This window comes from Pseudomonas sp. TKO26 (genome assembly GCF_003225665.1).
GTDB classification, from domain to species: Bacteria; Pseudomonadota; Gammaproteobacteria; order Pseudomonadales; family Pseudomonadaceae; genus Aquipseudomonas; species Aquipseudomonas saponiphila.
This window is the reverse complement of record NZ_QKLN01000039.1, coordinates 151,256-175,740: the sequence shown is the minus strand read 5'-3', so window position 1 is coordinate 175,740 and position 24,485 is coordinate 151,256. Positions and strand designations below refer to the sequence as shown.

The 24,485-nt window shown below is 61.0% G+C and carries 21 protein-coding genes and 2 pseudogenes; 8 read left to right on the top strand and 15 right to left on the bottom strand.

Features of this window, described 5'->3' with window-relative positions:
• Window positions 1–60 precede the first annotated feature (60 nt).
• From DNK59_RS28775 to fabB, 5 genes are all read left to right on the top strand, one after another.
• The gene (locus DNK59_RS28775) at window positions 61–2,187 is read left to right on the top strand and encodes a TonB-dependent siderophore receptor (protein WP_092316912.1); all 2,127 of its coding nucleotides are present in this window, start codon (window positions 61–63) and stop codon (window positions 2,185–2,187) included.
• A gap of 34 nt (window positions 2,188–2,221) precedes the next feature.
• On the top strand, window positions 2,222–3,118 hold the full coding sequence (locus DNK59_RS28770; protein WP_371920303.1) for an ABC transporter substrate-binding protein: 897 nt from the start codon (window positions 2,222–2,224) through the stop codon (window positions 3,116–3,118).
• Window positions 3,115–5,016, top strand: coding sequence for an ATP-binding protein (locus DNK59_RS28765; RefSeq protein WP_110725365.1), 1,902 nt, complete (start codon window positions 3,115–3,117; stop codon window positions 5,014–5,016). The genes DNK59_RS28770 and DNK59_RS28765 overlap by 4 nt, the downstream gene beginning before the upstream one ends.
• A gap of 247 nt (window positions 5,017–5,263) precedes the next feature.
• Window positions 5,264–5,779, top strand: coding sequence for a 3-hydroxyacyl-[acyl-carrier-protein] dehydratase FabA (gene fabA / locus DNK59_RS28760; RefSeq protein ID WP_011060067.1), 516 nt, complete (start codon window positions 5,264–5,266; stop codon window positions 5,777–5,779).
• An 11-nt stretch (window positions 5,780–5,790) separates the two neighbouring features.
• The gene (gene fabB, locus DNK59_RS28755) at window positions 5,791–7,011 is read left to right on the top strand and encodes a beta-ketoacyl-ACP synthase I (protein ID WP_016963486.1); all 1,221 of its coding nucleotides are present in this window, start codon (window positions 5,791–5,793) and stop codon (window positions 7,009–7,011) included.
• A 78-nt stretch (window positions 7,012–7,089) separates the two neighbouring features.
• Here fabB and DNK59_RS32615 read toward each other — a convergent pair.
• From DNK59_RS32615 to DNK59_RS31750, 3 genes and pseudogenes are all read right to left on the bottom strand, one after another.
• A pseudogene (locus tag DNK59_RS32615) lies at window positions 7,090–7,245 on the bottom strand (methyl-accepting chemotaxis protein); the annotation flags it as partial.
• A 21-nt stretch (window positions 7,246–7,266) separates the two neighbouring features.
• Window positions 7,267–7,518, bottom strand: a pseudogene (locus tag DNK59_RS32200) (MCP four helix bundle domain-containing protein); the annotation flags it as partial.
• 98 nt (window positions 7,519–7,616) lie between these two features.
• Window positions 7,617–7,847: a hypothetical protein gene (locus DNK59_RS31750; protein ID WP_146249915.1), complete on the bottom strand. Its 231-nt coding sequence runs from the start codon at window positions 7,845–7,847 to the stop codon at window positions 7,617–7,619.
• 18 nt (window positions 7,848–7,865) lie between these two features.
• Between DNK59_RS31750 and DNK59_RS28745 the strand changes: the two genes are divergently transcribed.
• Window positions 7,866–8,282 carry an OsmC family protein gene (locus DNK59_RS28745; protein WP_110725383.1) on the top strand — a complete coding sequence of 139 codons (417 nt, stop codon included), beginning with the start codon at window positions 7,866–7,868 and terminating at the stop codon, window positions 8,280–8,282.
• 63 nt (window positions 8,283–8,345) lie between these two features.
• Complete coding sequence (locus tag DNK59_RS28740; RefSeq protein ID WP_110725382.1) at window positions 8,346–9,218, top strand: pirin family protein; 873 nt, start codon at window positions 8,346–8,348, stop codon at window positions 9,216–9,218.
• A gap of 67 nt (window positions 9,219–9,285) precedes the next feature.
• On the opposite strand, the gene DNK59_RS28735 is transcribed toward DNK59_RS28740, so the two are convergent.
• From DNK59_RS28735 to DNK59_RS28720, 4 genes are all read right to left on the bottom strand, one after another.
• Window positions 9,286–10,014 carry a dienelactone hydrolase family protein gene (locus DNK59_RS28735; protein ID WP_110725363.1) on the bottom strand — a complete coding sequence of 243 codons (729 nt, stop codon included), beginning with the start codon at window positions 10,012–10,014 and terminating at the stop codon, window positions 9,286–9,288.
• 71 nt (window positions 10,015–10,085) lie between these two features.
• Window positions 10,086–11,990 carry a molecular chaperone HtpG gene (htpG, locus tag DNK59_RS28730; RefSeq protein WP_110725381.1) on the bottom strand — a complete coding sequence of 635 codons (1,905 nt, stop codon included), beginning with the start codon at window positions 11,988–11,990 and terminating at the stop codon, window positions 10,086–10,088.
• 90 nt (window positions 11,991–12,080) lie between these two features.
• Window positions 12,081–12,533, bottom strand: coding sequence for a PaaI family thioesterase (locus DNK59_RS28725; protein WP_092316930.1), 453 nt, complete (start codon window positions 12,531–12,533; stop codon window positions 12,081–12,083).
• On the bottom strand, window positions 12,530–13,006 hold the full coding sequence (locus tag DNK59_RS28720) for a PaaI family thioesterase (RefSeq protein ID WP_092316933.1): 477 nt from the start codon (window positions 13,004–13,006) through the stop codon (window positions 12,530–12,532). The genes DNK59_RS28725 and DNK59_RS28720 overlap by 4 nt, the downstream gene beginning before the upstream one ends.
• A gap of 158 nt (window positions 13,007–13,164) precedes the next feature.
• On the opposite strand from DNK59_RS28720, the gene DNK59_RS28715 reads away from it, so the two are divergent.
• A complete protein-coding gene (locus DNK59_RS28715) occupies window positions 13,165–13,416 on the top strand; it encodes a hypothetical protein (protein ID WP_016968094.1) in 252 nt (83 codons plus the stop codon).
• A 68-nt stretch (window positions 13,417–13,484) separates the two neighbouring features.
• On the opposite strand, the gene DNK59_RS28710 is transcribed toward DNK59_RS28715, so the two are convergent.
• From DNK59_RS28710 to DNK59_RS28675, 8 genes are all read right to left on the bottom strand, one after another.
• Complete coding sequence (locus DNK59_RS28710; RefSeq protein WP_092316936.1) at window positions 13,485–13,886, bottom strand: MAPEG family protein; 402 nt, start codon at window positions 13,884–13,886, stop codon at window positions 13,485–13,487.
• Window positions 13,886–14,623 carry a DUF599 domain-containing protein gene (locus tag DNK59_RS28705; RefSeq protein ID WP_092316939.1) on the bottom strand — a complete coding sequence of 246 codons (738 nt, stop codon included), beginning with the start codon at window positions 14,621–14,623 and terminating at the stop codon, window positions 13,886–13,888. Before DNK59_RS28705 ends, DNK59_RS28710 begins: the two co-directional genes overlap by 1 nt.
• A gap of 162 nt (window positions 14,624–14,785) precedes the next feature.
• Complete coding sequence (gene brnQ, locus DNK59_RS28700; protein WP_110725362.1) at window positions 14,786–16,099, bottom strand: branched-chain amino acid transport system II carrier protein; 1,314 nt, start codon at window positions 16,097–16,099, stop codon at window positions 14,786–14,788.
• Window positions 16,100–16,544: 445 nt separating this feature from the next.
• Complete coding sequence (gene sucD / locus DNK59_RS28695) at window positions 16,545–17,426, bottom strand: succinate--CoA ligase subunit alpha (protein ID WP_003223019.1); 882 nt, start codon at window positions 17,424–17,426, stop codon at window positions 16,545–16,547.
• Window positions 17,426–18,592 (bottom strand): ADP-forming succinate--CoA ligase subunit beta, encoded by a 1,167-nt coding sequence (gene sucC, locus DNK59_RS28690; protein ID WP_009047768.1) that lies wholly within the window; start codon window positions 18,590–18,592, stop codon window positions 17,426–17,428. The genes sucD and sucC overlap by 1 nt, the downstream gene beginning before the upstream one ends.
• Before the next feature lie 227 nt (window positions 18,593–18,819).
• Window positions 18,820–20,256 (bottom strand): dihydrolipoyl dehydrogenase, encoded by a 1,437-nt coding sequence (gene lpdA, locus DNK59_RS28685; RefSeq protein WP_110725361.1) that lies wholly within the window; start codon window positions 20,254–20,256, stop codon window positions 18,820–18,822.
• A 103-nt stretch (window positions 20,257–20,359) separates the two neighbouring features.
• Window positions 20,360–21,577, bottom strand: coding sequence for a 2-oxoglutarate dehydrogenase complex dihydrolipoyllysine-residue succinyltransferase (odhB, locus tag DNK59_RS28680; RefSeq protein ID WP_092316948.1), 1,218 nt, complete (start codon window positions 21,575–21,577; stop codon window positions 20,360–20,362).
• 42 nt (window positions 21,578–21,619) lie between these two features.
• Window positions 21,620–24,451 carry a 2-oxoglutarate dehydrogenase E1 component gene (locus DNK59_RS28675; protein ID WP_110725360.1) on the bottom strand — a complete coding sequence of 944 codons (2,832 nt, stop codon included), beginning with the start codon at window positions 24,449–24,451 and terminating at the stop codon, window positions 21,620–21,622.
• Between the last annotated feature and the right edge of the window lie 34 nt (window positions 24,452–24,485).

The window sequence follows — 24,485 nt, the reverse complement described above, 5'->3', positions numbered from 1 at the left end:
TGGAAAACTCGACTGTCTCGGTTAACATGCGCGCCATCTTTCAAGATTCAAGGCTATGCCGTGTCCGTGGGCCCCTCACCTCTGCGTCTGTCACTGCTGCTGGGCATGCTCATCGGCCTCCCGGTGCTGGCCGACGATCTGTTTCTCGACGGCAGCGCCCTGCCCGAGGTGTTGACCGCCACACGCCTGAAACAATCCCCCGCCGCCGTGCCGGGCAGCATGACCGTGCTCGACACCGAACTGATCAGGGCCAGCGGCGCCCGGGACATCAGCGAACTGTTGCGCCTGGTGCCTGGGATGATGGTCGGCGCCATCAGCGGCAACCAGGCCACGGTCAACTACCACGGCACCAACGCCAGCGAAGCCCGGCGAATGCAGGTGCTGATCGACGGGCGCTCGGTGTATCGCGCCGGCCTGGCCACGGTGGACTGGAGCGACATTCCGGTGGCCATGGAGGACATCGAACGCATCGAGGTGTTTCGCGGCCCCAACACCGTCAGCTACGGCGCCAATGCGCTGATGGCGGTGGTCAACATCATTACCCGCGCACCGGCCAACAGCCACGGCACCCGCGTCAAGGTGACCCGGGGCCAACGCGGCATCAGCGACTGGTACGCCAGCCAGGGCACGGGCTGGGAAACCGGCGACCTGCGCCTTTCGCTGTCCGGACAGGAAGATGACGGCTTCGACAAGAATCGCCTGGGCGCCGACTACCGCGACAGCAAGCGCTTGAACCGCGTCAGCCTGTCGGTGAGCCAGATGCTCAACGAACAGCAGAGCATCGATTGGCAATTGAATGCCAAGGAAGGCACCAACCAGCGGCCCTATACCTATAAACCGGTGTTCTACGGCGTATCCCAGCAAGGCAAGGACTCCGATGTGATCGCCAAGGACTACGCCGGGTCACTGCGCTGGAACCTGGAACTCAATCCGCAGCACAGCCTTTATGTCCAGGGTTCGGCCCAGCACTGGGATCGCCAGCAGACCTGGCGCGCCTGTGACGCGGCGATTTCCTTCAGCCCCGAGCTGACCCGCCTGTGGCAAATCAATCCGAATTACGCCGAGCGCCTGGCGCGTGGCATCAAAGGTTTCAGCGATGCCGGAGCCCCACCCCCGGGATCTCCCGCCGAGCAGGCCATAGCCCAGCAGGTCCTCACCCAATGGAACGCCGGCGGCAAGCAAACCGTCTGCGGCAACATCGACCAGAGCACCCGCGAAACCCGCTACGACCTGGAACTGCAGGACACCCTGAGCCTCAGCGATAACCTGCGGCTGGTCAGTGGCATGAACTATCGTTACGACCGGGCCGACTCCGAAACCTATTTCAACGGCACCCTCGACGACACCACCTGGCGCCTGTTCGGCCAGCTGGAATGGCGAGCCAGCGAACACTGGCTGATCCAGGGCGGGGCTATGTACGAAGACACCCAGCTGACCGGCAACTCACTGACGCCACGGATCGCCGTCAACTACCTGATCAACCCGCGCCACGGGCTGCGGGCGGTGTATTCGGAGGCCATCCGCTCCCCGGACATGTTCGAGAACAACGTCAACTGGAGCTACCGGGTCACCGGTTTGAGCAGCCCGGTCTACGGTCAGAGCAGCGCCCAGTACTTCGTCAAGACCCGGGGCCCGGGCAACCTCGATCAGGAACACATGCGCTCCCGCGAGCTGGGCTACAACGGCTACTTCGTCGACCAGGCGCTGAACCTCGACATCAAGCTGTTCTACGACGAAATCAGCGGCATGATCAGCGAGCCGCTGCGCAACAACCAATACATCGCCAGCAACAGCAATTCCTCACGTTTCTCCGGCACCGAAAGCCAGCTGGACTGGCAATTGAGCCACGCCGACCGCCTGCGCCTGACCTACGCCTATGTCCACGCCCAAGCCAGCAACCCCCTGGACCAGCGCCTGACCGCCAGCAACAGCGGCTCCGCCGGCTGGCTGCGCAATTGGGGCCGGGGCTGGTCCAGCGCGCTGTTCTATTACGGCGACAGCGCCCTCAACGGCTACCGCTTCGAACGCATCGACACGCGCATCGCCAAGCACCTGGCCCTGGGCAAGGCCAACCTGGAACTAGCGGGCACGCTGCAGCAACGACTCGATCACCAGCCCAGCACTTTCGCCGACAACCGCTACGACTCGCGGCACCTGGTCTATTTCAGCGCCGAGCTGGAGTTCTAGCGTGGCCCGGCAGCGGCCCTCGGGGGCCTTGGACTTGCGTCGTCGACTCGGCAGGTGCCTGTTGCTGCTGAGCTTGCTGCTGTGCGCACCGCTGCGCGCCGCCGAAGTCTTGCTGACCGCCAGCGAGGACAACCCGGCAGTACGCACCTTCAGCGCAGAACTGGCCGCCCATCGCCCCCAGGACCAGGTGCGCTTCGTACCACTGGAGCAACTGCCGGCGCCGGGCCAACTGCCCAGCGCCACACGCCTGATTCTGCTGGATCCGCAAAGCCTCGACTGGCGCCTGCAAGATCCCCAGGGCCCGGCCACCCTGGTCCTGCGCATCAGCCGCCTGCAAGCCGAACAGCACCTGCAAGGCCTGCACCACCCTGGGCTCAGCCTGCTCTGGAGCGATCCACCGCCGAGTCGTCAGTTGCACTTGATCCGCAAGGTCCTGCCCCAGGTGCGCCGGGTTGGCGTGCTGTACAGCGAGGACAGCCAGTTCCTGCTCAAGGAGCTGCGCGCCGCCGCGCAATCCCTGGGGCTGGAAATTGTCGCCGAACCCTGGGACAGCACCCACGACAGCCGCCCACTGCAAAACCTGCTGCGCAACAGCGACGTGCTGCTGGGCCTGGACGACCCCAAGCTGTACAACCCGAAAACCGTGAAAAACCTGCTGCTCAGCAGCTACGCCCAGCAACGGGCGCTGATCGGCCCCAATGCCGGCTTCGTCAGGGCCGGCAGCCTGGCCAGCACCTACAGCGACCAGCAGGACTGGCTGCAGACCCTGGACAGCCTGCTTGAACAGGCGCCGAATCGCTGGCCCCGGGCACTGTACCCGACGGCCTTCAAAGTACTGAGCAATCCACAGGTGGCACGCTCCCTGGGCATCGAGGAAATCGACCCGCAAGCCGTCGCGCGCCAACTGAGTGAAGGAGAGCAACGCCCATGAAATTGCGTCGCCGATGGGACATCCACACCCGCACGCAGCTCATCAGCCTCGGCCCGGCCTTGCTCCTGACCCTGTTGCTGATCAGCTTCTTCACCTTCGTGCGCATTCAGGACCTGCGCCAGGAGCTCAACCACACCGGCCAGCTGATTGCCAACCAACTGGCGCCAGCCACTGAGTACGGCGTGATCTCCGGCAACAACGAAGGCCTGGAAAGCCTGTTGCAGGCCACCCTGGCCACGCCCCACGTGCACTTTCTGGAGGTCCAGGACAGCGCCAACAATATCCTGGTGTATGTCGAGCAGGCGTCCGCCACTCATAAACAGGCACAACAGATCAAGGTGTTCCAGGCGCCGGTGCGCTTGCAGCGTATCCAGGTGCACAACGACTTCCTGGAAGATGACCCGACCAGCCTGGGGCCCCAGGGCGACGGCTATCTGGGGCGGGTCATTGTCGGCATGTCCAACGACGCCTTCAGCCAGCGCCAGCAGGAAATTCTCCTCAAGGCCGCAATCCTCGCCCTGTTCGCCCTGCTCTTCACCTTCCTCCTGGCCCGGCGCCTGGCTGCCGGCCTGGCGCAGCCCATCAGCGCCATGGGCCACGCGGTCAAGGCGATCCAGGAAGGCGACTTCAAGGCGCCGCTGCCAATTGTCGACGACGGTGAGCTGGGCAATCTGGCACGCCACATCAACAACCTCGCCGCCGGCCTGGAGCTGGCCAGCCGCGAGCAGCAACAGGCCATGTCGCAACTGATCCAGACCCGGGAAGAAGCGGAACGGGCGAACAAGGCGAAATCGGATTTCCTGGCGATGATGAGCCACGAGCTGCGCACCCCGATGAACGGCGTGCTGGGCATGCTGCAGCTACTGGAAACCACCGAGATGACCCAGGAGCAGAGCGAGTACGCGGCGCTGGCTTCGGAATCCACCGAACACCTGCTGAAGGTGATCAACGACATCCTCGATTTCTCGCGCATCGAACGCTCGGCCCTGGAGCTGGAACACATCCCGTTCAACCTTGCCGAACTGATCGGCAGCTCGGCCCAGGCCTTCCAGCACAGCGCCCTGCAGCGCGGCCTGGACCTGCAACTGCGCCTGCCACCGGGCATGGAGTCGCTGCAGGTCAAGGGCGACCCGACGCGGATCCGGCAGATTCTGGTCAACCTGATCGGCAATGCCCTGAAGTTCACCGAACAAGGCAGCGTGATCATCGAAGCGCAGTGGCAGGCCCTGGATCACGAGCTCCTGTGGTTCACCTGTGCGGTACGCGACAGCGGAATCGGTATCAGCCCCGCCAGCCTGGAACTGATGTTCGATGCATTCCAGCAGGCCGACAGCAGCATTTCCCGGCGGTATGGCGGCACCGGCCTGGGCCTGCCCATTGCCCGCACCCTGGCCGAACGCATGGGCGGCACCCTGCGGGCCCAGAGCGAGGAAGGCCGCGGCTCGGTGTTCACCCTGGAGATCCCCCTGGCGCTGTTCCAGCAAAGCCTGCCGGTGCTGGCGCCGCGAGTCAGCACCGCCGCTCAACAAGGCGAAGGCCGCAATGTGCTGCTGGTGGAGGACAACCCGGTGAACCAGACCGTGATCCAGGCCATGCTGCGCAGCCTGGGCTTCACCGTGAGCATCGTCACCGACGGTGCCCAGGCGGTGCGCAGCGCCGAAAGCCTGATTTTCGAAGCGATCCTGATGGATTGCCGGCTGCCGCTGGTCGACGGCTACGAAGCCACCCGGCAGATCCGCCAACTGCCCGGCTGCGCCGATCTGCCGATCATCGCCCTGACTGCCAACGCCTTGCAGGGCGACCGTGAAGCCTGCCTGGCAGCGGGCATGAACGACTACCTGGCAAAGCCTTTCAAGCGCGCGGATCTGCAGCAAATTCTCCAACGTTGGGTGCAGTAACAGGCTATTTTCGAACATCCGCGACTGGCGTCATGGGCGAAAGTGCGGCAGTCTTAGGCACCCGACGGGGCCCTGAAAAGGCCCTCAAAAAAAATTTCAGTGAACAAGTGTACTTTCATGCCCTTGGCGCTGTGACTTTCACTACAACGCAATAGTCTATGAGTAGGCTGCCGGCTCGAGGCATGAACGCTTCGATCGGCCGGGAAGATTGCCCAACCCTGCCGCACGGGACTATTGAGGAGCTCGCATGACCAAACAAAACGCCTTTACTCGGGAAGACCTGCTGCGCTGCAGTCGCGGTGAGCTGTTCGGCCCAGGTAACGCGCAACTGCCCGCCCCCAACATGCTGATGGTGGATCGCATCACCCATATCAGCGAAGAGGGTGGCAAGTACGGTAAAGGTGAATTGGTCGCTGAGCTGGATATCACTCCAGACCTGTGGTTCTTCGCTTGCCACTTCGAAGGCGATCCGGTGATGCCGGGCTGCCTGGGCCTGGATGCCATGTGGCAACTGGTCGGTTTCTTCCTCGGCTGGCAAGGCCTGCCGGGCCGCGGTCGCGCACTGGGCTCGGGAGAAGTGAAGTTCTTCGGCCAGGTTCTGCCGACGGCGAAAAAGGTCACCTATAACATTCATATCAAGCGCGTGCTCAAGGGCAAGCTGAACATGGCCATCGCCGATGGCTCGGTCAGCGTTGACGGCCGCGAAATCTATACCGCCGAAGGCCTCCGGGTCGGCGTGTTTACTTCAACTGACAACTTCTAAGGGTTATCCGCATGCGCCGCGTCGTTATCACAGGTCTTGGCATCGTTTCGTGCCTGGGCAATGACAAAGAGACCGTCTCCGCTAACCTGCGTGCAAGTCGCCCTGGCATCCGCTTCAACCCGGAATATGCCGAAATGGGTCTGCGTAGCCAGGTTTCCGGCTCCATTGACCTGAACCTCGAAGAACTGATCGATCGCAAGATCTACCGCTTCGTCGGCCATGCGGCGGCTTATGCCTACCTGGCCATGAAAGACGCCATCGCCGACTCCGGCCTGAGCGAAGAACAAGTCTCCAACCCGCGTACCGGCCTGATCGCCGGTTCCGGTGGTGCCTCGACCCTGAACCAGATGGAAGCACTGGACATCCTGCGCGAGAAAGGCGTCAAGCGCGTTGGCCCATACCGCGTCACGCGGACCATGAGCAGCACCGTTTCCGCCTGCCTGGCCACACCGTTCAAGATCAAGGGCCTGAACTACTCCATCGCTTCTGCCTGCGCCACCAGTGCTCACTGCATCGGTACCGCGATGGAACAGATCCAGATGGGCAAGCAGGACATCGTCTTCGCCGGCGGCGGTGAAGAAGAGCACTGGACCCAGTCGTTCCTGTTCGACGCCATGGGCGCCCTGTCCACCCAGTACAACGAAACCCCGGAAAAGGCCTCTCGCGCCTACGACGCCAAGCGTGACGGCTTCGTCATCGCCGGCGGCGGCGGCATGGTGGTGGTCGAGGAGCTGGAACACGCCCTGGCCCGTGGCGCCAAGATCTACGCGGAAATCGTTGGCTACGGCGCGACTTCCGACGGTTACGACATGGTTGCCCCAAGCGGCGAAGGCGCGATCCGCTGCATGCAGATGGCCATGTCCACCGTCGACACCCCGATCGACTACCTGAACACCCACGGCACCTCGACCCCGGTCGGCGACGTCGCGGAAATGAAAGGCGTGCGTGAAGTGTTCGGCGACAAGGCTCCAGCCATCAGCTCCACCAAGAGCCTGTCGGGTCACTCCCTGGGCGCCGCCGGCGTTCACGAAGCGATCTACTGCATGCTGATGATGGAAGGCAACTTCATGGCCGGTTCGGCCAACATCGACGAGCTGGATCCGGAAGTGGCCGACATGCCGATCCTGACCAAGACTCGCGAAGACGCCACCATCAACACCGTGATGAGCAACAGCTTCGGCTTCGGTGGCACCAACGCCACCCTGGTGCTCAAGCGCTGGCAGGGCAAGTAAGCCTCGCCGCTTCGCTGAATGAAAAAGCCCCGACCGGTTCGGGGCTTTTTTTTGCCTGCGATTTTCCGGGCCAGTGGCTCAAACGGAAAAACGCGCCACCATGCTGTTCAGGTCCACCGCCAGCCGCGACAGCTCCTGGCTGGCCGCGCTGGTCTGATTGGCCCCCGCCGAGGCCTGCAACGCCAGGTTGCGGATGTTCATCAGGTTGCGATCCACTTCCCGCGCCACCGCCGCCGGCCACCACCTCTGCCACAAGGACTGAGCCAGGGCCTGGGGGTCGCGATTGATCAGCAGACGCAGGGTCAGGGCGCGAAGACGCAGCAGGTCCTGGCTCATGTCGCCCACCGACATGACGCTGGGCAACCAGTTGCTCTCCACTTCATCGGACTGCTGGCGCATGTTGGCCATCTGCATCAGGGCAAATGCGCCAAGGACAAACACCATCAGCGCCAGCAAGCCAAAACCCAGGCTGGCACGAGGGGCAATGTCGAGGCTTCTGAGACTCATTCCTTTGGCTCCTTCCTAGAGCGCTGCAAGAACTTGCAGCAGGGTGCTCTTAGACGGTATCGGGCCGGCGAAAATGTGCGTAAGACAAGAACGCGATATCAAAAAGCCCTGTGACTTCGATACCTCAGAGTAAAACGATTCAGCTTGCCAAAAATCGGCATTTTTTGATCAAGCAATGCCGCTGGCACCTCGAAATCCGCCACCGCATCGGGGTTGCACATTCGTCGATGCAGCACCGGACCATTGACTACCGGAAGTAAAAACGTGAACGCCTGCGCTGGCCAATGCTCTATAACTTCAGCACCTTTACCAGCCGATCCGACATTCATCACTGCCTGAGGTTTGCCATGACCATTACCGTCAATACCGAGTCCAGCGAAGGTTTCCGCCACAGCATCCAGGTCGACGACCATCAGCTGTTCACCGATCTGCCCCGGTACGCCGGCGGCGAAGGCACCGCGCCCGAGCCCCACGATTATTTCGATACCGCCCTGGGGGCCTGCAAGGCCCTGACCCTCAAGCTCTACGCACAGAAGAAAAACATCCCGCTCACCGGCGTCACGGTGGAGCTCAAGCACGACAACAGTCAGGAACAGCAAGGCAAATACGCCCTGCACGTGAAGCTGACCCTCAAGGGCGTGCTCACCGACGCCCAGCGTGAAGAGCTGCACCGGGTAGCCGATCGCTGCCCGATCCACAAGTTGATGACCAGCAGTGAAGTCAGCATCGAGACTCACCTGTCCGAAGGCGCCTTCAGCCAGTAGCGGCAAGGCTGGCACCCGGGGGTTATGCTGGCGGGCATAACCCCGATCAGCCTGGAGTCCGCCATGAATTCGCCCCTAGTGATCCGCCCCCGCGTCGAGGACGTCGAAGGCCAGCCTATCCTCCGCCCCCTGCCTTCGGCACAGTGCCGCAGCGTCGGCCCCTTCGTATTCTTCGACCACATGCTGAGCACCTCCTACCCTGCCGGCAAAGGCATGAACATCCGCCAGCACCCGCATATCGGCCTGTCCACGCTGACCTACCTGTTCGCAGGACAGATCCGCCACAAGGACAGCCTCGGCTCGGACCAGATCGTCCTGGCCGGGGACGTCAGCTGGATGACCGCAGGCAGTGCCATCGCTCACGTCGAGCGCACGCCCGAGGCCCAGCTGAGCCAGGCTTTCACCCTGCATGGGTTGCAGGTCTGGCTGGCCTCGCCCAAGGAACATGAGCAGGGGCCCGGTCACTACAGCCATCACCCCGCGGCCACACTGCCGGTGAGTGACAACCCCGGGGTCACGATCCGCATGATCGCCGGCAGCGGCTTCTGCCTGGAGTCGCCGGTGCCAGTGCTCTCCCCGACCCTGTATGCCGAACTGCACCTGCAGACCGCCACCAGCCTGTTGATTCCCACCGAGCATCAGCAACGCGCGCTGTATGTGCTGGACGGCGAGGCACAGCTGGACGGCGAGCCATTGCCCCTGCACTCGCTGGTGGTATTGCCGGAGGGAGAAAACGCCACGCTGTTCGCCGAGAGCGACTGCCATGCGGTACTGCTTGGCGGTGCGCCTCTGGACGGGCCGCGACGGATCAACTGGAACTTTGTCGCCAGCGACCCGCTGTTGATCGATGCAGCACGCAGACGCTGGGCAGCCGGGGACTGGCCACAAGTGCCGGGAGAAAGCGAGCGCATCGAACTGCCCGCCTCCCGCCGCTGATCCGGCAGGAGCCGGCTTGTCGGCGAACAAGCCCGCAGACCATCTTCGCCGGCAAGCCGGCTCCTACTCAGCCCTGGAACACTTCGTCCAGCAGGTAATAGAAGGTGGCGAAGGCTCGGGCCGAGGTCTTGGCGTCATACATCATCTTGCCCGGGACATTGGCCTGGGGATCGGTGAAGGAATGGACCGCGCCGCCGTAGCTGACCAGTTGCCAGTCGACACCGGCCGCATCCATCTCCGCTTCGAAGGCCGGCAGTTGCTCCTTAGCCACCAGCGGATCGGCCGCACCGTGCAGCACCAGCACCGAGCCCTTGATGTTCTGCGCATCCGCGGGATTGGGCGTATCCAGGGTGCCATGGAAGGACGCCGCGGCCTTGACTGGCGCCCCACTGCGGGCCAGCTCCAGCGCGCAGCAGCCGCCAAAGCAGAAACCGAAGGTGGCCAGCCTGGAGAGGTCCACCGTGGCCTCGGTCTGGCTCTGCAGGGCGCTGAAGGCCGCCTGCATGCGCTTGCGCAACAGCGCCCGGTCATCCTTGAGCGGCATCATTGCCCCGCCGGCCTGATCGGCGTCGCTGGGGCGCACCGACTGGCCATACAGGTCGGCGACCAACACCACATAGCCCTTGGCCGCCACCGCCTCGGCGATCTTTTCCGCGCCGGCGCTGACACCCATCCAGTTCGGCGCCATCAGCAGCCCCGGACGGGCCCCTTTATGGGCGGCATCGAAGGCCAGACGCCCTTCATAGGGCTGGCCATCGATCTGATAGACCACGGAACGCACTGTGATTTGACTCATGACTCATCTTCTCCAGCAGGGGGATACCAGAATGAAAAAACCCGCCGAAGCGGGTTTTTCTTGCTTTGTGGTTAAACCGACAGCTCGACCAGCAGCTTGTTCAGTCGGCGCACATAGGCCGCCGGGTCTTTCAAGCTGTCGCCGGCCGCAAGGGCCGCTTGATCGAAGAGGATATGCGACAGGTCGCCAAAACGCTCTTCGCTCTGCTCGCCGTCGAGTTTCTCGATCAGCGGGTGAGTCGGGTTGAATTCGAAGATCGGCTTGGAATCCGGAACCTTCTGCCCACTGGCTTCGAGGATCTGACGCATTTGCAGCCCCAGGTCCTGCTCGCCGATGGCCAGGATCGCCGGGGAGTCGGTCAGGCGGTGGGAAACCCGCACTTCGCTGACGCTCTCGCCCAGAGCGGTCTTGATCCGCTCAACCAGGCCTTCCTTGGTCTTGGCGACTTCCTCGGCGGCCTTCTTGTCCTCTTCCGAGTCCAGGTTGCCCAGGTCCAGGTCGCCACGCGCCACGTCGACAAAGCTCTTGCCGTCGAACTCGTTGAGGTAGCTCATCAGCCACTCGTCGATGCGGTCGGTGAGCAGCAGCACTTCGATGCCTTTCTTGCGGAAGACTTCCAGGTGCGGGCTGTTCTTCACCTGGGCGTAGGATTCGCCGGTGAGGAAGTAGATCTTGTCCTGACCTTCCTTGGCGCGAGCCAGGTAGTCGGCCAGGGACACGGTCTGCTCGCCGTCGTCGCCTTGGGTGGAAGCGAAGCGCAGCAGGCCGGCGATCTTTTCCTTGTTGGCGAAGTCTTCGGCCGGGCCTTCCTTCATCACCTGGCCAAAGTTCTTCCAGAAGCCCTTGTATTGCTCAGGCTCGTTCTTCGCCAGTTTTTCCAGCATGTCCAGCACGCGCTTGGTCAGCGCCGACTTCATCGAATCGATGATCGGGTCTTTCTGCAGGATTTCCCGCGAGACGTTCAGCGACAGGTCGTTGGAGTCCACCACGCCCTTGATGAAGCGCAGGTACAGCGGCAGGAAGGACTCAGCCTGATCCATGACGAACACGCGCTGCACGTAGAGCTTGAGGCCCTTCGGCGCTTCACGCTGGTACAGGTCGAACGGCGCACGAGCCGGCACGTAGAGCAGCGAGCTGTATTCCAGCTTGCCTTCGACCTTGTTGTGGCTCCAGCTCAGCGGGTTCTCGAAGTCATGGGCGATGTGCTTGTAGAACTCCTGGTATTCCTCGTCCTTGATCTCGGTACGCGGACGGGTCCACAGGGCACTGGCGCGGTTGACGGTTTCCCATTCCAACGCCGGTTTCTCTTCGCCTTCGGCGACAGCGGCCTCTTTCGGCAGCTCGATCGGCAGGGCGATGTGGTCGGAGTACTTCTTGATGATGTTGCGCAGGCGCCAGCCATCGGCGAACTCGTCTTCACCGGACTTCAGGTGCAGGACGATGCGGGTGCCGCGTTCGGCCTTGTCGATGGTCGCCACCTCAAACTCGCCTTCGCCCTTGGACGACCAGTGCACGCCCTCGCTGGCCGGCAAGCCGGCACGGCGGCTGAACACTTCGACCTGGTCGGCAACGATGAATGCGGAGTAGAAGCCCACGCCGAACTGACCGATCAGGTGCGAGTCCTTCTTCTGGTCGCCGGTGAGGTTTTTCATGAAGTCGGCGGTGCCGGACTTGGCGATGGTCCCCAGGTGGGTGATGACATCTTCACGGCTCATGCCGATACCGTTGTCTTCGAGGGTGACGGTCTTGGCGTCCTTGTCGAAGCTCACACGGATTTTCAGTTCGGCGCCACCTTCCAGCAACTCGGGCTTGGACAGGGCTTCGAAACGCAATTTGTCGACGGCGTCAGAGGCGTTCGAGATCAATTCGCGAAGGAAAATTTCCTTATTGGAATACAACGAATGGATCATGAGGTGCAGCAGTTGCTTCACCTCGGTCTGGAAGCCCAGGGTTTCCTTTTGAGTTTCCACACTCATGGTCATCAAACTCCAATCAGATGGCTGTGGTCGCGCTCCGGAAGCGGAGAGCGGCGGGATGACATGGAAGTGGGGGTAGCTCGCCGGATTTCAAGGGGTGGGTGTCTCTTCGATCTTGAAATGTGCACGGGCGGTGGCAATCGGCTCATCGGCGGTGCTTTGCCAGGCGGTGATCGCCACGTTGGCCACGCGCCGCCCCTGACGCCAGACCTGGCAGCGGGCGAAGGTGTCGCGAAACTGCCCGGCACGCAGGTAGTCCAGGGAAAAATCGATAATCTTCGGCACCCCGGGAGAGCCGGTAAAGATCAACAGATGCACAGCCGCCGCCAATTCCATGAAACCGGCGATCACACCGCCGTGCAGCGCCGGCAGCAAGGGATTGCCGATGTTGTCCTTGTTGGCCGGCAAGCGAAACAATAACTCGTCCCCCAGCCGCGAGCATTCGATGCCGATCAGGGCGGCGTAGGGAATCTTCTGCAGCAAGGGACCGTAGTCGCCCTGTTGATGAGCCTGCTCCAGCAACAACTTGAGATCTTCGCTCATGGACGTGCTCCCTTGAGGGCCGTGGCAAAACCCGGGGTGCCCTTGAGGCCCTTGCCCATGCGCATGAAAGTCCCGACCACATGGGCCACCGGGCGCTGCGGATCGTCCTGATAGGCAAAACCGCGGGTAAAGATCACATCGGTAGTGACCCGGTAGCACTGGGCAAAACCATGTACGTCGTGATGAGGCACCGCCGGGTGCATGTAGTCAATGCGCAGGTCCAGGGTCGGACAGACCTCGAACTCCGGCAGCACGCACAGCGTGGCCATGCCACAAGCCGTGTCCATGAGGGTGGTCAGGGCGCCACCGTGGATGATTCCAGTGTGGGGATCGCCGACGATCTGCGGGCTGTAGGGCAAGGTCAGGGTCATGCCCTCCGGTGATGCGCTATGCACGCTGATGCCCAGCACCTGGCAGTGTCGCAAGGCGGAAAGAAAGCGCATCGCACGCTCGAAAACAGGATTCTGCGCCATGGGTTATCTCTATTGTTAGTGTCAGGAATCAGCGGTTGGCCAGGACGATAAAAGTTCCGTAGAACAAATACTTAATATATCTAGGACCCCCAAGGAACTTAAATCACAAGACCACGATCGAAAGGCCAGTAGATATCTTCACTAAGGAGAAACACCCCATGCGTAAGACTTTAGCTATTGCCCTGATGCTGACCGCTTCCCTCGGTCTGGCTGCCTGTGACAAGAAATCCGAGGACAAAGCTCAAGATGCAAACCAACACGCTGAGCAAGCTCAACAAAAAATGAACGAAGCCCAGGATAAAGTGAACGAAGCTGCCAAGGAAAACGCCGAAGCTGCCAAAGACCAGGCTGAATCCAACAAGGCCGCAGCCGAAGAAAGCGCCAAGGAAGCAGCCCCTAAAACCAACTAATTCGGTTTTAGCGCAAGATATGAATAAAGCCCGCCAAGTGCGGGCTTTATTGTTTATGGAAGAAATGACTACATCAGCAACCAGCGAAAAGTTGGACTAAGCATCAACAACAAGGAACACAAGAGTCCCACTGCCCAGAGCAGACTTCGCTGCCAGGTCAGGTCCGCCAGATAGCACACCAGATAGAAGACCCGGGCAATCACAAAGGTGATGGCCAGGACGTCGATCAACCAGCCTTGGGTCTGGGTGACATGTGCCATCAGCACCCCGACCGCAAACAGCATGAAGGCCTCGAAACTGTTCTGATGCGCCGCCAGGGCCCGCGCGCCCCGCCCGGTCAGTTGGGCCTGTTGCTGACGCGGTAGATGGTTGTTGTAACCGCCCTGCTCTTTCATGGCCTTGGCCACCGGAATGCGCGCAATGAAAATCAGCAATGCGCTGATAAACACGCACCAGAACGCAATACTCATCAGCCTATCTCCTTGTTTGTCTCGGGCAATGGCGCCTCCGTAGGGGTATAGACCATCACATCCAGTACGTCGGAATGGAACTCGCGACGATAAAGCACCAGCACCACCCCCGCGCTCATCACCATGAACAACCAGGGGCTGACAAACCAGGCCAGCATGCTCATGCCGAAGTAATAGGAGCGCAGGCCGAAGTTGAACTGGTTGGCAGCCATGGAAATCACCCGTGCCGCCCGGGAAGCGAAAGCCTTGCGCTCCTGCTCGGACACCTGGCGCTCACCGATCATCGGCGCCGAGCCCACCAGAATGGCGGCGAAGTTGTACTGGCGCATGCACCAGCTGAAGGTGAAGAAGGCGTAGACGAACACCAGCGCCAGGCACAGCAGCTTGATCTCCGACATGCCCTGGGACGCCTGCTGGACCATGGGAATGTCCGCCAGCAGCGACACCGCGCGTTCCGATGCGCCGAGCACGGTAAGAATGCCCGCCAGGATGATCAGGGTGCTGGAGGCGAAGAACGAAGCGTTGCGTTCCAGGTTGCCGATCACGCTGGCGTCGGCGATACGGTTGTCACGCAACAGCATGCGGCGCATCCAGTCTTCGCGATACAGGTGCAGGACACTGGCCAGGCAGGCGGTGTCCCGCCCCTTCCAGGTGGCGTAACGGGTATAGCCGCCCCAGCAGATGACGAACCACAAAGCGGCCAGTAAATGGATCAGGTTGGCTTGGACGAACGACATGCAAATTCCTGTAGGGCGTGGCAGAGGACACAGCTTCGACGCCACGCCGAGGAAAAAGGCACTGCCCGAGCCCCATAAAAAATGCCCCGTATCGATCGATACGGGGCATTGTTCTGGATGCTCATGAGCCGCTTGTGGCGACCCTGAGCCCTTGCCGTCAGATCAAGCCAGCGCTTCGGCCGGCTTGCCCAGGATACGGTCGAAGATCACGGCAACCGCCAGGATGATCACCGAAGGCACCAGCCAGGCCAGGCCTTGCTCACTCAACGGCAGATGAGACAGCTGGCTCGGCAGGCCATCGGCCAGGCCCGCGCCTTTAAGCGCATCGATCAGGCCGAAGACAAAGGACACCAGCATCACCGGACCGACGATGCGGCGCTGGTCCTGCCAGAACTCCTTGCAGAAGCTCAGGGCCACCAGGGCAATGCAAGGCGGGTAGATGGCGGTCAGTACCGGAATCGAGAAGGCGATGAGCTTGGTCAGGCCAAGGTTCGATACCAACAGCGAGAAAACCGCGAGGATCACAACCAGAGTCTTGTAGGACAAAGGGGTTACGCGGCTGAAGTACTCGGCACAGGCGCAAGTCAGGCCCACGGCGGTCACCAGGCAAGCCAGGGAGATCAGCACCGCGAGGAAACCGCTGCCCAGGGAGCCGAAGGTGTGCTGCACGTAGGCATGCAGTACCGCTGCGCCGTTGGTGGCGCCGGCTGCCACTTCATGGCTGCCCGAACCGAGACGGAACAGACTGACGTACACCAGCGCCAGGCCAACCCCGGCGATCAGGCCGGCGATCACCGCATAGCGGGTGATCAGTCGAGGCGACTCGACACCGCGCGAGCGAATGGCATTGACGATGACGATGCCGAACACCAGGGCGCCCAAGGTATCCATGGTCAGGTAGCCATTGATGAACCCCTGGGAGAATGGCGCGGCAACGTACTCGGGCGTGGCGTCGCCAACGCTACCGGCCGGCAGGGCGCACGCTGCGATCCCCAGCACCGCCAGGGCGATGATCTTCAGCGGCGCCAGGAAACGGCCAACGGTGTCCAGCAGACGACCTGGATACAGGGAGATGAAGAACACCAACAGGAAATACGCCGAACTGTAGAGGAACAGTGCCAGCGGGCTTTCACCAGTCAGTGGCGCCAGGCCCACTTCAAAGGACACAGTGGCCGTGCGCGGTGTGGCGAACAGCGGGCCAACCGCCAGGTAGCAGACCGCCGCCAGCAGACCGCCAGCGACTTTACCGATGGGGCTGCTCAACGCATCCATGGCGCCACCGACCTTGGCCAGGGCGACCACGGTGATCACCGGCAGGCCCACCGCAGTGATCAGGAAGCCCAGCGCCGCCATCCAGACATGGGGTCCGGACTGCAAGCCGACGATGGGTGGGAAAATGATGTTGCCAGCCCCGACGAACAGGGCAAAAGTCATGAAGCCGAGCGCCAGAATGTCCTGGCCTTTCAACACTTTCATTAAGGAAATACCACACTACTGAATCGGAATTTAGAGAGGGATTTCCCTTATGGGTGAGGGAAATGCTGTCAGTCCGTATAAGACTGACCCGTTTAGCGCGCCGATACCTTGTGGGTAGCAGACGCATAAAGAGGCGGCTAGCCTACCGAATCTGTAAGACGAACGCACCGGCACAATGAGAATTTTCTGATATGCGACATCGGGATGTCGCCTTTTTGAAACTATTTTTCCACCGGAATGAATCCCCCTGCACAGAGCCTCGTTCGCCCAGGCGCCGACTCATGTTGGAGCTGGCTCGTGTAGGAGCTGGCTCGCCAGCGAAAACCGCGGCAAGAACCACACGCAGCTCAGGCCCCCTCGCCGGCAAACCGGCTCCTGCGCCAGAAAGCACAAAGGCCACCCGAAGGTGGCCTTTGCTGGAAGAGCTACAAGCTAAGCGCGAAGCTTACTTGACCGCCCAACCGGTCAGCTCGGCCAGGGCCTTGCCGATGTCTGCCAGCGAACGCACGGTTTTTACGCCTGCGTCTTGCAGAGCAGCGAATTTCTCGTCTGCAGTGCCTTTGCCGCCAGAGATGATTGCGCCAGCATGGCCCATGCGCTTGCCCGGAGGAGCAGTCACACCAGCGATGTAGGAAACAACCGGCTTGGTCACGTGAGCCTTGATGTAGGCAGCCGCTTCTTCTTCAGCCGAACCGCCGATCTCGCCGATCATCACGATCGCTTCGGTCTTCGGGTCTTCCTGGAACAGCTTCAGGATGTCGATGAAGTTGGAGCCCGGGATCGGGTCACCACCGATGCCGACGCAGGTGGACTGGCCGAAACCGGCGTCAGTGGTCTGCTTAACGGCTTCGTAAGTCAGGGTGCCGGAACGGGAAACGATACCGACCTTGCCTGGCAAGTGAATGTGACCTGGCATGATGCCGATCTTGCATTCGCCTGGAGTGATCACGCCTGGGCAGTTAGGGCCGATCAGGGTCACGCCCAGCTCGTCGCACTTAACCTTGGCGTCCAGCATGTCCAGGGTTGGAATGCCTTCGGTGATGCAGACGATCAGCTTGATGCCGCCGAAAGCTGCTTCCAGGATCGAGTCCTTGCAGAAAGGAGCTGGAACGTAGATCACGCTGGCGGTGGCGCCAGTGGCAGCTACAGCGTCTTTCACGGTGTTGAACACTGGCAGGCCCAGGTGCTCGGTGCCGCCTTTGCCTGGAGTTACGCCGCCAACCATCTTGGTGCCGTATTCGATGGCTTGCTGGGTGTGGAAACTACCTTGCGAACCGGTAATGCCCTGGCAGATAACTTTGGTGTCTTTATTGATCAGGACGCTCATTATTTGCCCTCCGCAGCTTTGACAACTTGTTGAGCAGCGTCGGTCAGGCTGGTAGCAGCGATGATGTTCAAGCCGCTTTCTGCCAGTACTTTAGCGCCCAGTTCAGCGTTGTTGCCTTCAAGGCGAACAACAACCGGGATTTTCACGCCGACTTCTTTCACGGCGCCGATGATGCCTTCGGCAATCATGTCGCAGCGAACGATGCCGCCGAAGATGTTGACCAGTACTGCAGCGACGTTGGTGTCGGACAGGATGATCTTGAAGGCTTCGGTCACGCGCTCTTTGGTAGCACCACCACCTACGTCGAGGAAGTTGGCTGGCTTGCCGCCGTGCAGGTTGACGATGTCCATGGTACCCATGGCCAGGCCGGCACCGTTGACCATGCAGCCGATGTTGCCTTCCAGGGCTACGTAGTTAAGTTCGAACTTGGCAGCGTGAGCTTCGCGCGGATCGTCCTGCGACGGATCGTGGAAAGTCTTCAGCTTAGGCTGACGGTACATGGCGTTGGCGTCGATGTTGATCTTGGCGTCCAGGCAGTGCAGATCGCCGTCAGCCTTGATCACCAGCGGGTTCACTTCCAGCAGGGCCAGATCGTGATCCTGGAACAGTTTGGCCAGACCTACGAAGATCTTGGCGAACTGGGCAACTTGCTTGCCTTCCAGACCCAGTTGGAAAGCCAGCTCGCGGCCCTGGAATGGCTGCGCGCCAACCAGTGGATCGATAGTGGCTTTGAGAATTTTTTCTGGAGTGTCGTGAGCGATTTTCTCGATGTCCACGCCACCTTCGGTGGAGGCCATGAACACGATGCGACGGCTCGAACGGTCAACGACAGCGCCCAGGTACAGCTCTTTAGCGATATCAGTGCACGATTCAACCAGGATCTTGGTGACAGGCTGGCCATTGGCGTCAGTCTGATAGGTCACCAGACGCTTGCCCAACCACTGCTGAGCGAATGCCTTAGCGTCTTCTTTGCTGCGAACCAGCTTAACGCCGCCCGCTTTACCGCGACCACCGGCGTGAACCTGGGCTTTGACAACCCACTCGGAGCCGCCGATTTTGTCGCAAGCTTCTGCTGCTTCTTCCGGGGTGTCTACCGCGTAACCTTTGGATACTGGCAGGCCGTATTCAGCGAACAGCTGCTTACCCTGATACTCGTGAAGATTCATGCTTTTTACCGTCTTCGTTAGGTACTGCGCATTCGGCGCTGCGCTCAAGATTGAGTGCCGCACCACCTGTGACCGCTACTCTCGAACCAGCGCCACACCTGAATCCCGAGCCTGGGCCCGGGTCCAGCGTGTGGCGCTACCTCAAGAGGTCGAGTCCAGCGGAGATTCCGCGGTGAGTCTTGCTCGCAAGGCTCACGACGGGCAATCCGCCGTGGTTTCTTATTGTCTTAACGCTTCTTGCGGTTGGCGATGTGAATGGCACCGCCATTCACTGCCAGTGCTGCTTCGTGCAGGGCTTCGGACAGGGTCGGATGGGAGAAGACCATCATGCCCAGGTCTTCGGCGCTGGTGCCGAATTCCATGCCGATTGCACCTTGCTGAACCAGTTCCGCAGCGCTTGGGCCAATCACGTGGACGCCCAATACGCGATCAGTCTTGGCATCGGCGATGACCTTGACGAAACCGCCGGTGTCGTTGGCTGCCATGGCACGGCCGCTGGCGGCAAACGGGAAGGTGCCGACGTTAACTTCAACGCCTTCAGCTTTCAAGGCCTGCTCGGTTTTGCCAACCCATGCAATTTCCGGGTGAGTATAAATAACCGATGGGATCAGGTCATAGTTCATCTGGGCTTTGTGGCCCTTGATGCGCTCGACGACCATGATGCCCTCTTCCGAAGCCTTGTGAGCCAGCATCATGCCGCGGACCACGTCGCCGATGGCGTAAACGCCCGGCACGGTGGTGGCGCAATGATCGTCAACGTGCACGAAACCGCGCTCGTCGAGGGTCACGCCGCAATCGGCAGCCAACAGATCAGTGGTCACCGGACGGCGACCAACGGCAACGATCAGCTTGTCGAAAGTGATGGTCTGCTCGCCCTTGGCGTCGGTGTAGGTCACCACGACTTCTTCGCCATAGACCTTGGAGCCGGTCACGCGGGCGCCCAGCTTGATGTCCAGACCTTGCTTGGTCAGGGTTTTCAGCGCTTCCTTGGAAACAGCGGTGTCAGCTGCCATCAGGAAGGTGTCCAGTGCTTCGAGGACAGTCACTTGCGCGCCCAGACGCGACCAGACCGAACCCAGCTCCAGGCCGATGACGCCAGCGCCGATCACGCCCAGGCGTTTTGGTACGGATTGGAATTCCAGGGCGCCGGTGGAGTCGACGATGACATTCTGATCAACCGGAGCCGGTGGAATATCGATCGGACGCGAACCTGGAGCCAGGATCACGTTTTCGGCTTCGATCACTTCAACCGAACCGTCAGGCTTGGTGACTTCGACTTTCTTGCCGGCCAGCAGTTTGCCGTGGCCCTGGATCGAAGTGACGCCGTTGGCCTTGAACAGGGTGGCAACACCGCTGGTCAGACCTTTGACGATGTTGGCCTTGCGACCGACCATGGCCGGTACGTCCATGGTCACGCCAGCGTGGCTGATGCCGTGGATGGCGAAACCATCCTGGGCTTCGTGGAATTTCCAGGAGCTGTCCAGCAGCGCCTTGGAAGGAATGCAACCGACGTTCAGGCAAGTACCGCCGAGGGCCAGCTTGCCCTCTTTGTCGGTGTACTTCTCGATGCAAGCGGTGGTGAAGCCCAGCTGTGCAGCCTTGATTGCAGCTACATAACCGCCTGGGCCCGCGCCAATCACTACTACGTCGAATTTCTGAGTCATAAAAAGGTTCCTTTTAGCGGCAAGCTAGAAGCCGCAAGCTGCAAGCTTGAAGCCACTAGCCCTGGGGGCTTGGAGCTTTTCGCTTGCAGCTCGCAGCTGCTTTTTAGATGTCCAGGAGCAGACGCGCCGGGTCTTCCAGCAGGTTCTTGATGGTCACCAGGAACGTCACGGCTTCTTTACCGTCGATCAGACGGTGATCGTAGGACAGCGCCAGGTACATCATCGGACGGATTACTACCTGACCGTTGATCGCCATAGGACGTTGCAGGATGTTGTGCATGCCCAGGATAGCGGCTTGCGGTGGGTTGACGATCGGGGTCGACATCATCGAGCCGAAGGTACCACCGTTGGTGATGGTGAAAGTACCACCGGTCATCTCTTCCATCGACAGCTTGCCGTCACGGGCCTTCTTGCCGAAGGTGGCGATGCCGCCTTCGATTTCGGCCAGGCTCATCAGCTCGGCGTTACGCAGAACCGGAACCACCAGGCCACGGTCGCTGGATACCGCGACACCGATGTCGGCGTAGCCGTGGTAGACGATGTCGGAACCGTCGATCGAGGCGTTGACCGCAGGGAAACGCTTCAGCGCTTCGGTGGCAGCCTTGACGAAGAACGACATGAAGCCCAGGCGTACGCCGTTGTGGGACTTCTCGAACAGGTCCTTGTACTTCGAACGCAGAGCCATGACTTCAGTCATGTCGACTTCGTTGAAGGTGGTCAGCATGGCCATGTTCGACTGGGCTTCAACCAGACGCTCGGCAACCTTGGCCCGCAGACGGGTCATAGGTACGCGCTTCTCGACGCGGTCGCCGGCAGCGAACACCGGAGCAGCAGCGGCCGGAGCCGGGGCCTTGGCTGGCGCGGCAGCCGGAGCGGCTTTCTTGGCAGCAATGGCAGCTACTACGTCTTCCTTGGTCACACGACCACCTTTGCCAGTACCGGCAACGGAAGCGATGTTGATGCCATTTTCTTCAGCCAGCTTGCGCGCGGCAGGAGCGGCGATTGGATCGTCTTCGCCATCGGCGGCAGCCGGGGCAGCGGCGGCCGGAGCAGCGGCGGCAGCAGGAGCAGCGGCAGCGGCGCCGCCTTCAACGATGGAGCCCAGAACTTCGTCGGACAGAACGGTGTCGCCTTCGTTCTTGACGATAGCGCCCAGCACGCCGTCAGCGGTCGCCAGGACTTCCAGCACAACCTTGTCGGTCTCGATGTCGACGATCAGCTCGTCGCGCTTGACGGCTTCGCCCGGTTGCTTGTGCCAGGTGGCAACGGTGCCATCGGCAACCGATTCCGGGAAAGTGGGGGCTTTGATCTCGATAGCCATTATCTGTGGTTCCTTAAATTCGGTTTCAGGTGCGCGAAGGCGTTAAACAGTGAAGGCATCTTGCAGCAGTTTTTCCTGCTGCTCGGCGTGCATCGACGCGTAGCCACAAGCAGGCGCAGCAGAGGCGTCACGGCCGGCGTACTCGAGTACGAGCGACTTGTCGTGATTGCCCACGATGCGACGCATGTGGTGCTGGCTGCAGTACCAGGCGCCCTGGTTCATCGGCTCTTCCTGACACCAGACCACGTGCTTGAGGTTGGTGTACGGAGCCAGGACTTCGTTCAGGTCGTCCTCAGGGAACGGGTACAACTGCTCGATGCGCACGACGGCGATGTCTTCACGACCTTCGGCACGGCGTTTTTCCAACAGGTCGTAGTAGACCTTGCCGCTGCACAGAATCAGGCGCTCGACCTTTTTCGGGTCCAGTGCGTCGATTTCTGGAATAACGGTCTGGAACGAACCTTCGGCCAGATCTTCCAGAGTCGAGATGGCCAGCTTGTGACGCAGCAGCGACTTCGGAGTCAGTACCACCAGCGGCTTGCGCAGAGGGCGGATCACCTGGCGACGCAGCAAGTGGTAGATCTGTGCTGGCGTGGTCGGCATGCACACCTGAATGTTGTGCTCGGCGCACAGCTGCAGGTAACGCTCCAGGCGCGCCGAGGAGTGCTCAGGGCCCTGACCTTCGTAACCGTGAGGCAGCAGCATGGTCAGACCGCAGAGACGGCCCCACTTGTGCTCGCCGCTGGTGATGAACTGGTCGATCACCACTTGCGCACCGTTGGCGAAGTCGCCGAACTGGGCTTCCCAGATCACCAGCGCGTTCGGCGTGGTGGTCGAGTAGCCGTATTCGAATGCCAGTACTGCCTCTTCCGACAGGAACGAGTCATACAGATCAAAGCGCGGCTGGCCTTCGAACAGATGCTTGAGCGGCACGTAAGTGCTGGCATCTTTCTGGTTGTGCAGAACAGCGTGGCGGTGCGAGAAGGTGCCGCGGCCGATGTCCTGGCCGGTCATGCGGATCGGGTGACCTTCGAATGCCAGGGTCGCGTACGCCATGGTTTCAGCGTAACCCCAGTTGATCGGCAGGCCGCCGGCTTGCATCTTCTGACGGTCTTCGTAGATCTTCGCGACCTGACGCTGAACCACGAAGCCTTCTGGCAATTCCAGCAGCTTGGCGGACAGTTCCTGCAGGGTCTTGAGATCGAAGGTGGTGTCGTGACGCGCGGTCCAGGTGTGGCCCAAATACGGGCGCCAGTCCACGAACAGCTCTTTGTTCGGTTCCTTGACCAGGCTCTTCACTACGTGCAGACCGTTGTCCAGGGCATTGCGGTACTCATCGACCTTCGCCTGAACACGCTCTGCATCAAGGACACCGCTCTGGATCAGGCGATCGGCATACAGTTCGCGAGTGGTGCGCTGCTTGGTGATCTGCTGATACATCAGTGGCTGGGTGCCGCTTGGCTCGTCGGCCTCGTTGTGGCCGCGACGGCGGTAGCAGACCAGGTCGATCACCACGTCGCGCTTGTACTGCATGCGGTAGTCGATGGCCAGCTGGGTCACGAACAGCACGGCTTCCGGATCGTCACCATTCACATGGAGGATCGGCGCCTGGATCATCTTCGCAACGTCGGTGGCGTACTCGGTGGAACGCGAGTCCAGCGGGTTGCTGATGGTGAAACCAACCTGGTTGTTGATCACGATGTGCACAGTGCCGCCGGTACGGAAACCGCGGGTCTGGGACATCTGGAAGGTTTCCATCACCACGCCCTGACCGGCGAATGCCGCGTCACCGTGGATCGAGATCGGCAGAACCTTGTCACCGGTCTGGTCGTTGCGACGATCCTGACGGGCGCGCACCGAACCTTCGACCACTGGAGAAACGATTTCCAGGTGGGACGGGTTGAACGCCATGGCCAGGTGGACTTCGCCACCTGTGGTCATGACGTTGGACGAGAAGCCCTGGTGGTATTTAACGTCACCGGAACCCAGCTCGACCTTCTTCTTGCCTTCGAACTCGTCGAACAGCTCGCGCGGGTTCTTGCCGAAGGTGTTGACCAGCACGTTGAGGCGGCCACGGTGGGCCATGCCGATCACGACTTCCTTGGTGCCGTAGGAACCGGAACGCTGGATCAACTCGTCGAGCATCGGAATCAGGCTCTCGCCGCCTTCCAGACCGAAACGCTTGGTGCCCGGGTATTTGGTACCCAGGTATTTTTCCAGGCCTTCACCAGCGGTGACGCGCTCGAGCAAATGGCTCTTGATGTCGGCGGAATAGGTCGGACGACCGCGCACGCTTTCCAGACGCTGCTGGAACCACTGGCGCTGCTCGGAATCGGTGATGTGCGTGAATTCAGCGCCGATGGTGCGGCAATATGTCTGCTGCAACGCTTCGTGAATTTCGCGTAGGCTCGCTTCCTCTTTGCCGATGAACAGGTCGCCGGCACGGAAGGTCGTATCAAGATCGGCATTGGTCAAGCCGTAATGATTGATCGACAGGTCTGCAGGTGCAGGACGCTGCCACAGCCCCAGCGGGTCGAGCTGGGCTGCCTGGTGGCCACGCATCCGATAGGCCTGGATCAATCGCAGCACTTCAACTTGCTTCTTCTCGTGCTCACTGCTCACGCTGCCGGCGGATACCGGTTGGGCGCGGCGCTGGTTCTTTGCCAGCAAGACGAAATGATCGCGGATTGTCGAGTGCGAAACATCGATGGCAGTGCTGCCGTCGGCAGGCAACTTCTGAAAGTAAGTGCGCCACTCTTCTGGCACAGCGTTAGGGTCGTGCAGGTAGAGCTCGTAGAGCTCTTCCACATAGGCAGCGTTACTACCGGATAGGTAGGCGCTGTTCCACATGCGCTGCATCACGCTTTCTTGCATGCTTGGTCACCCTCGGTTAGGGGAACACCATCGG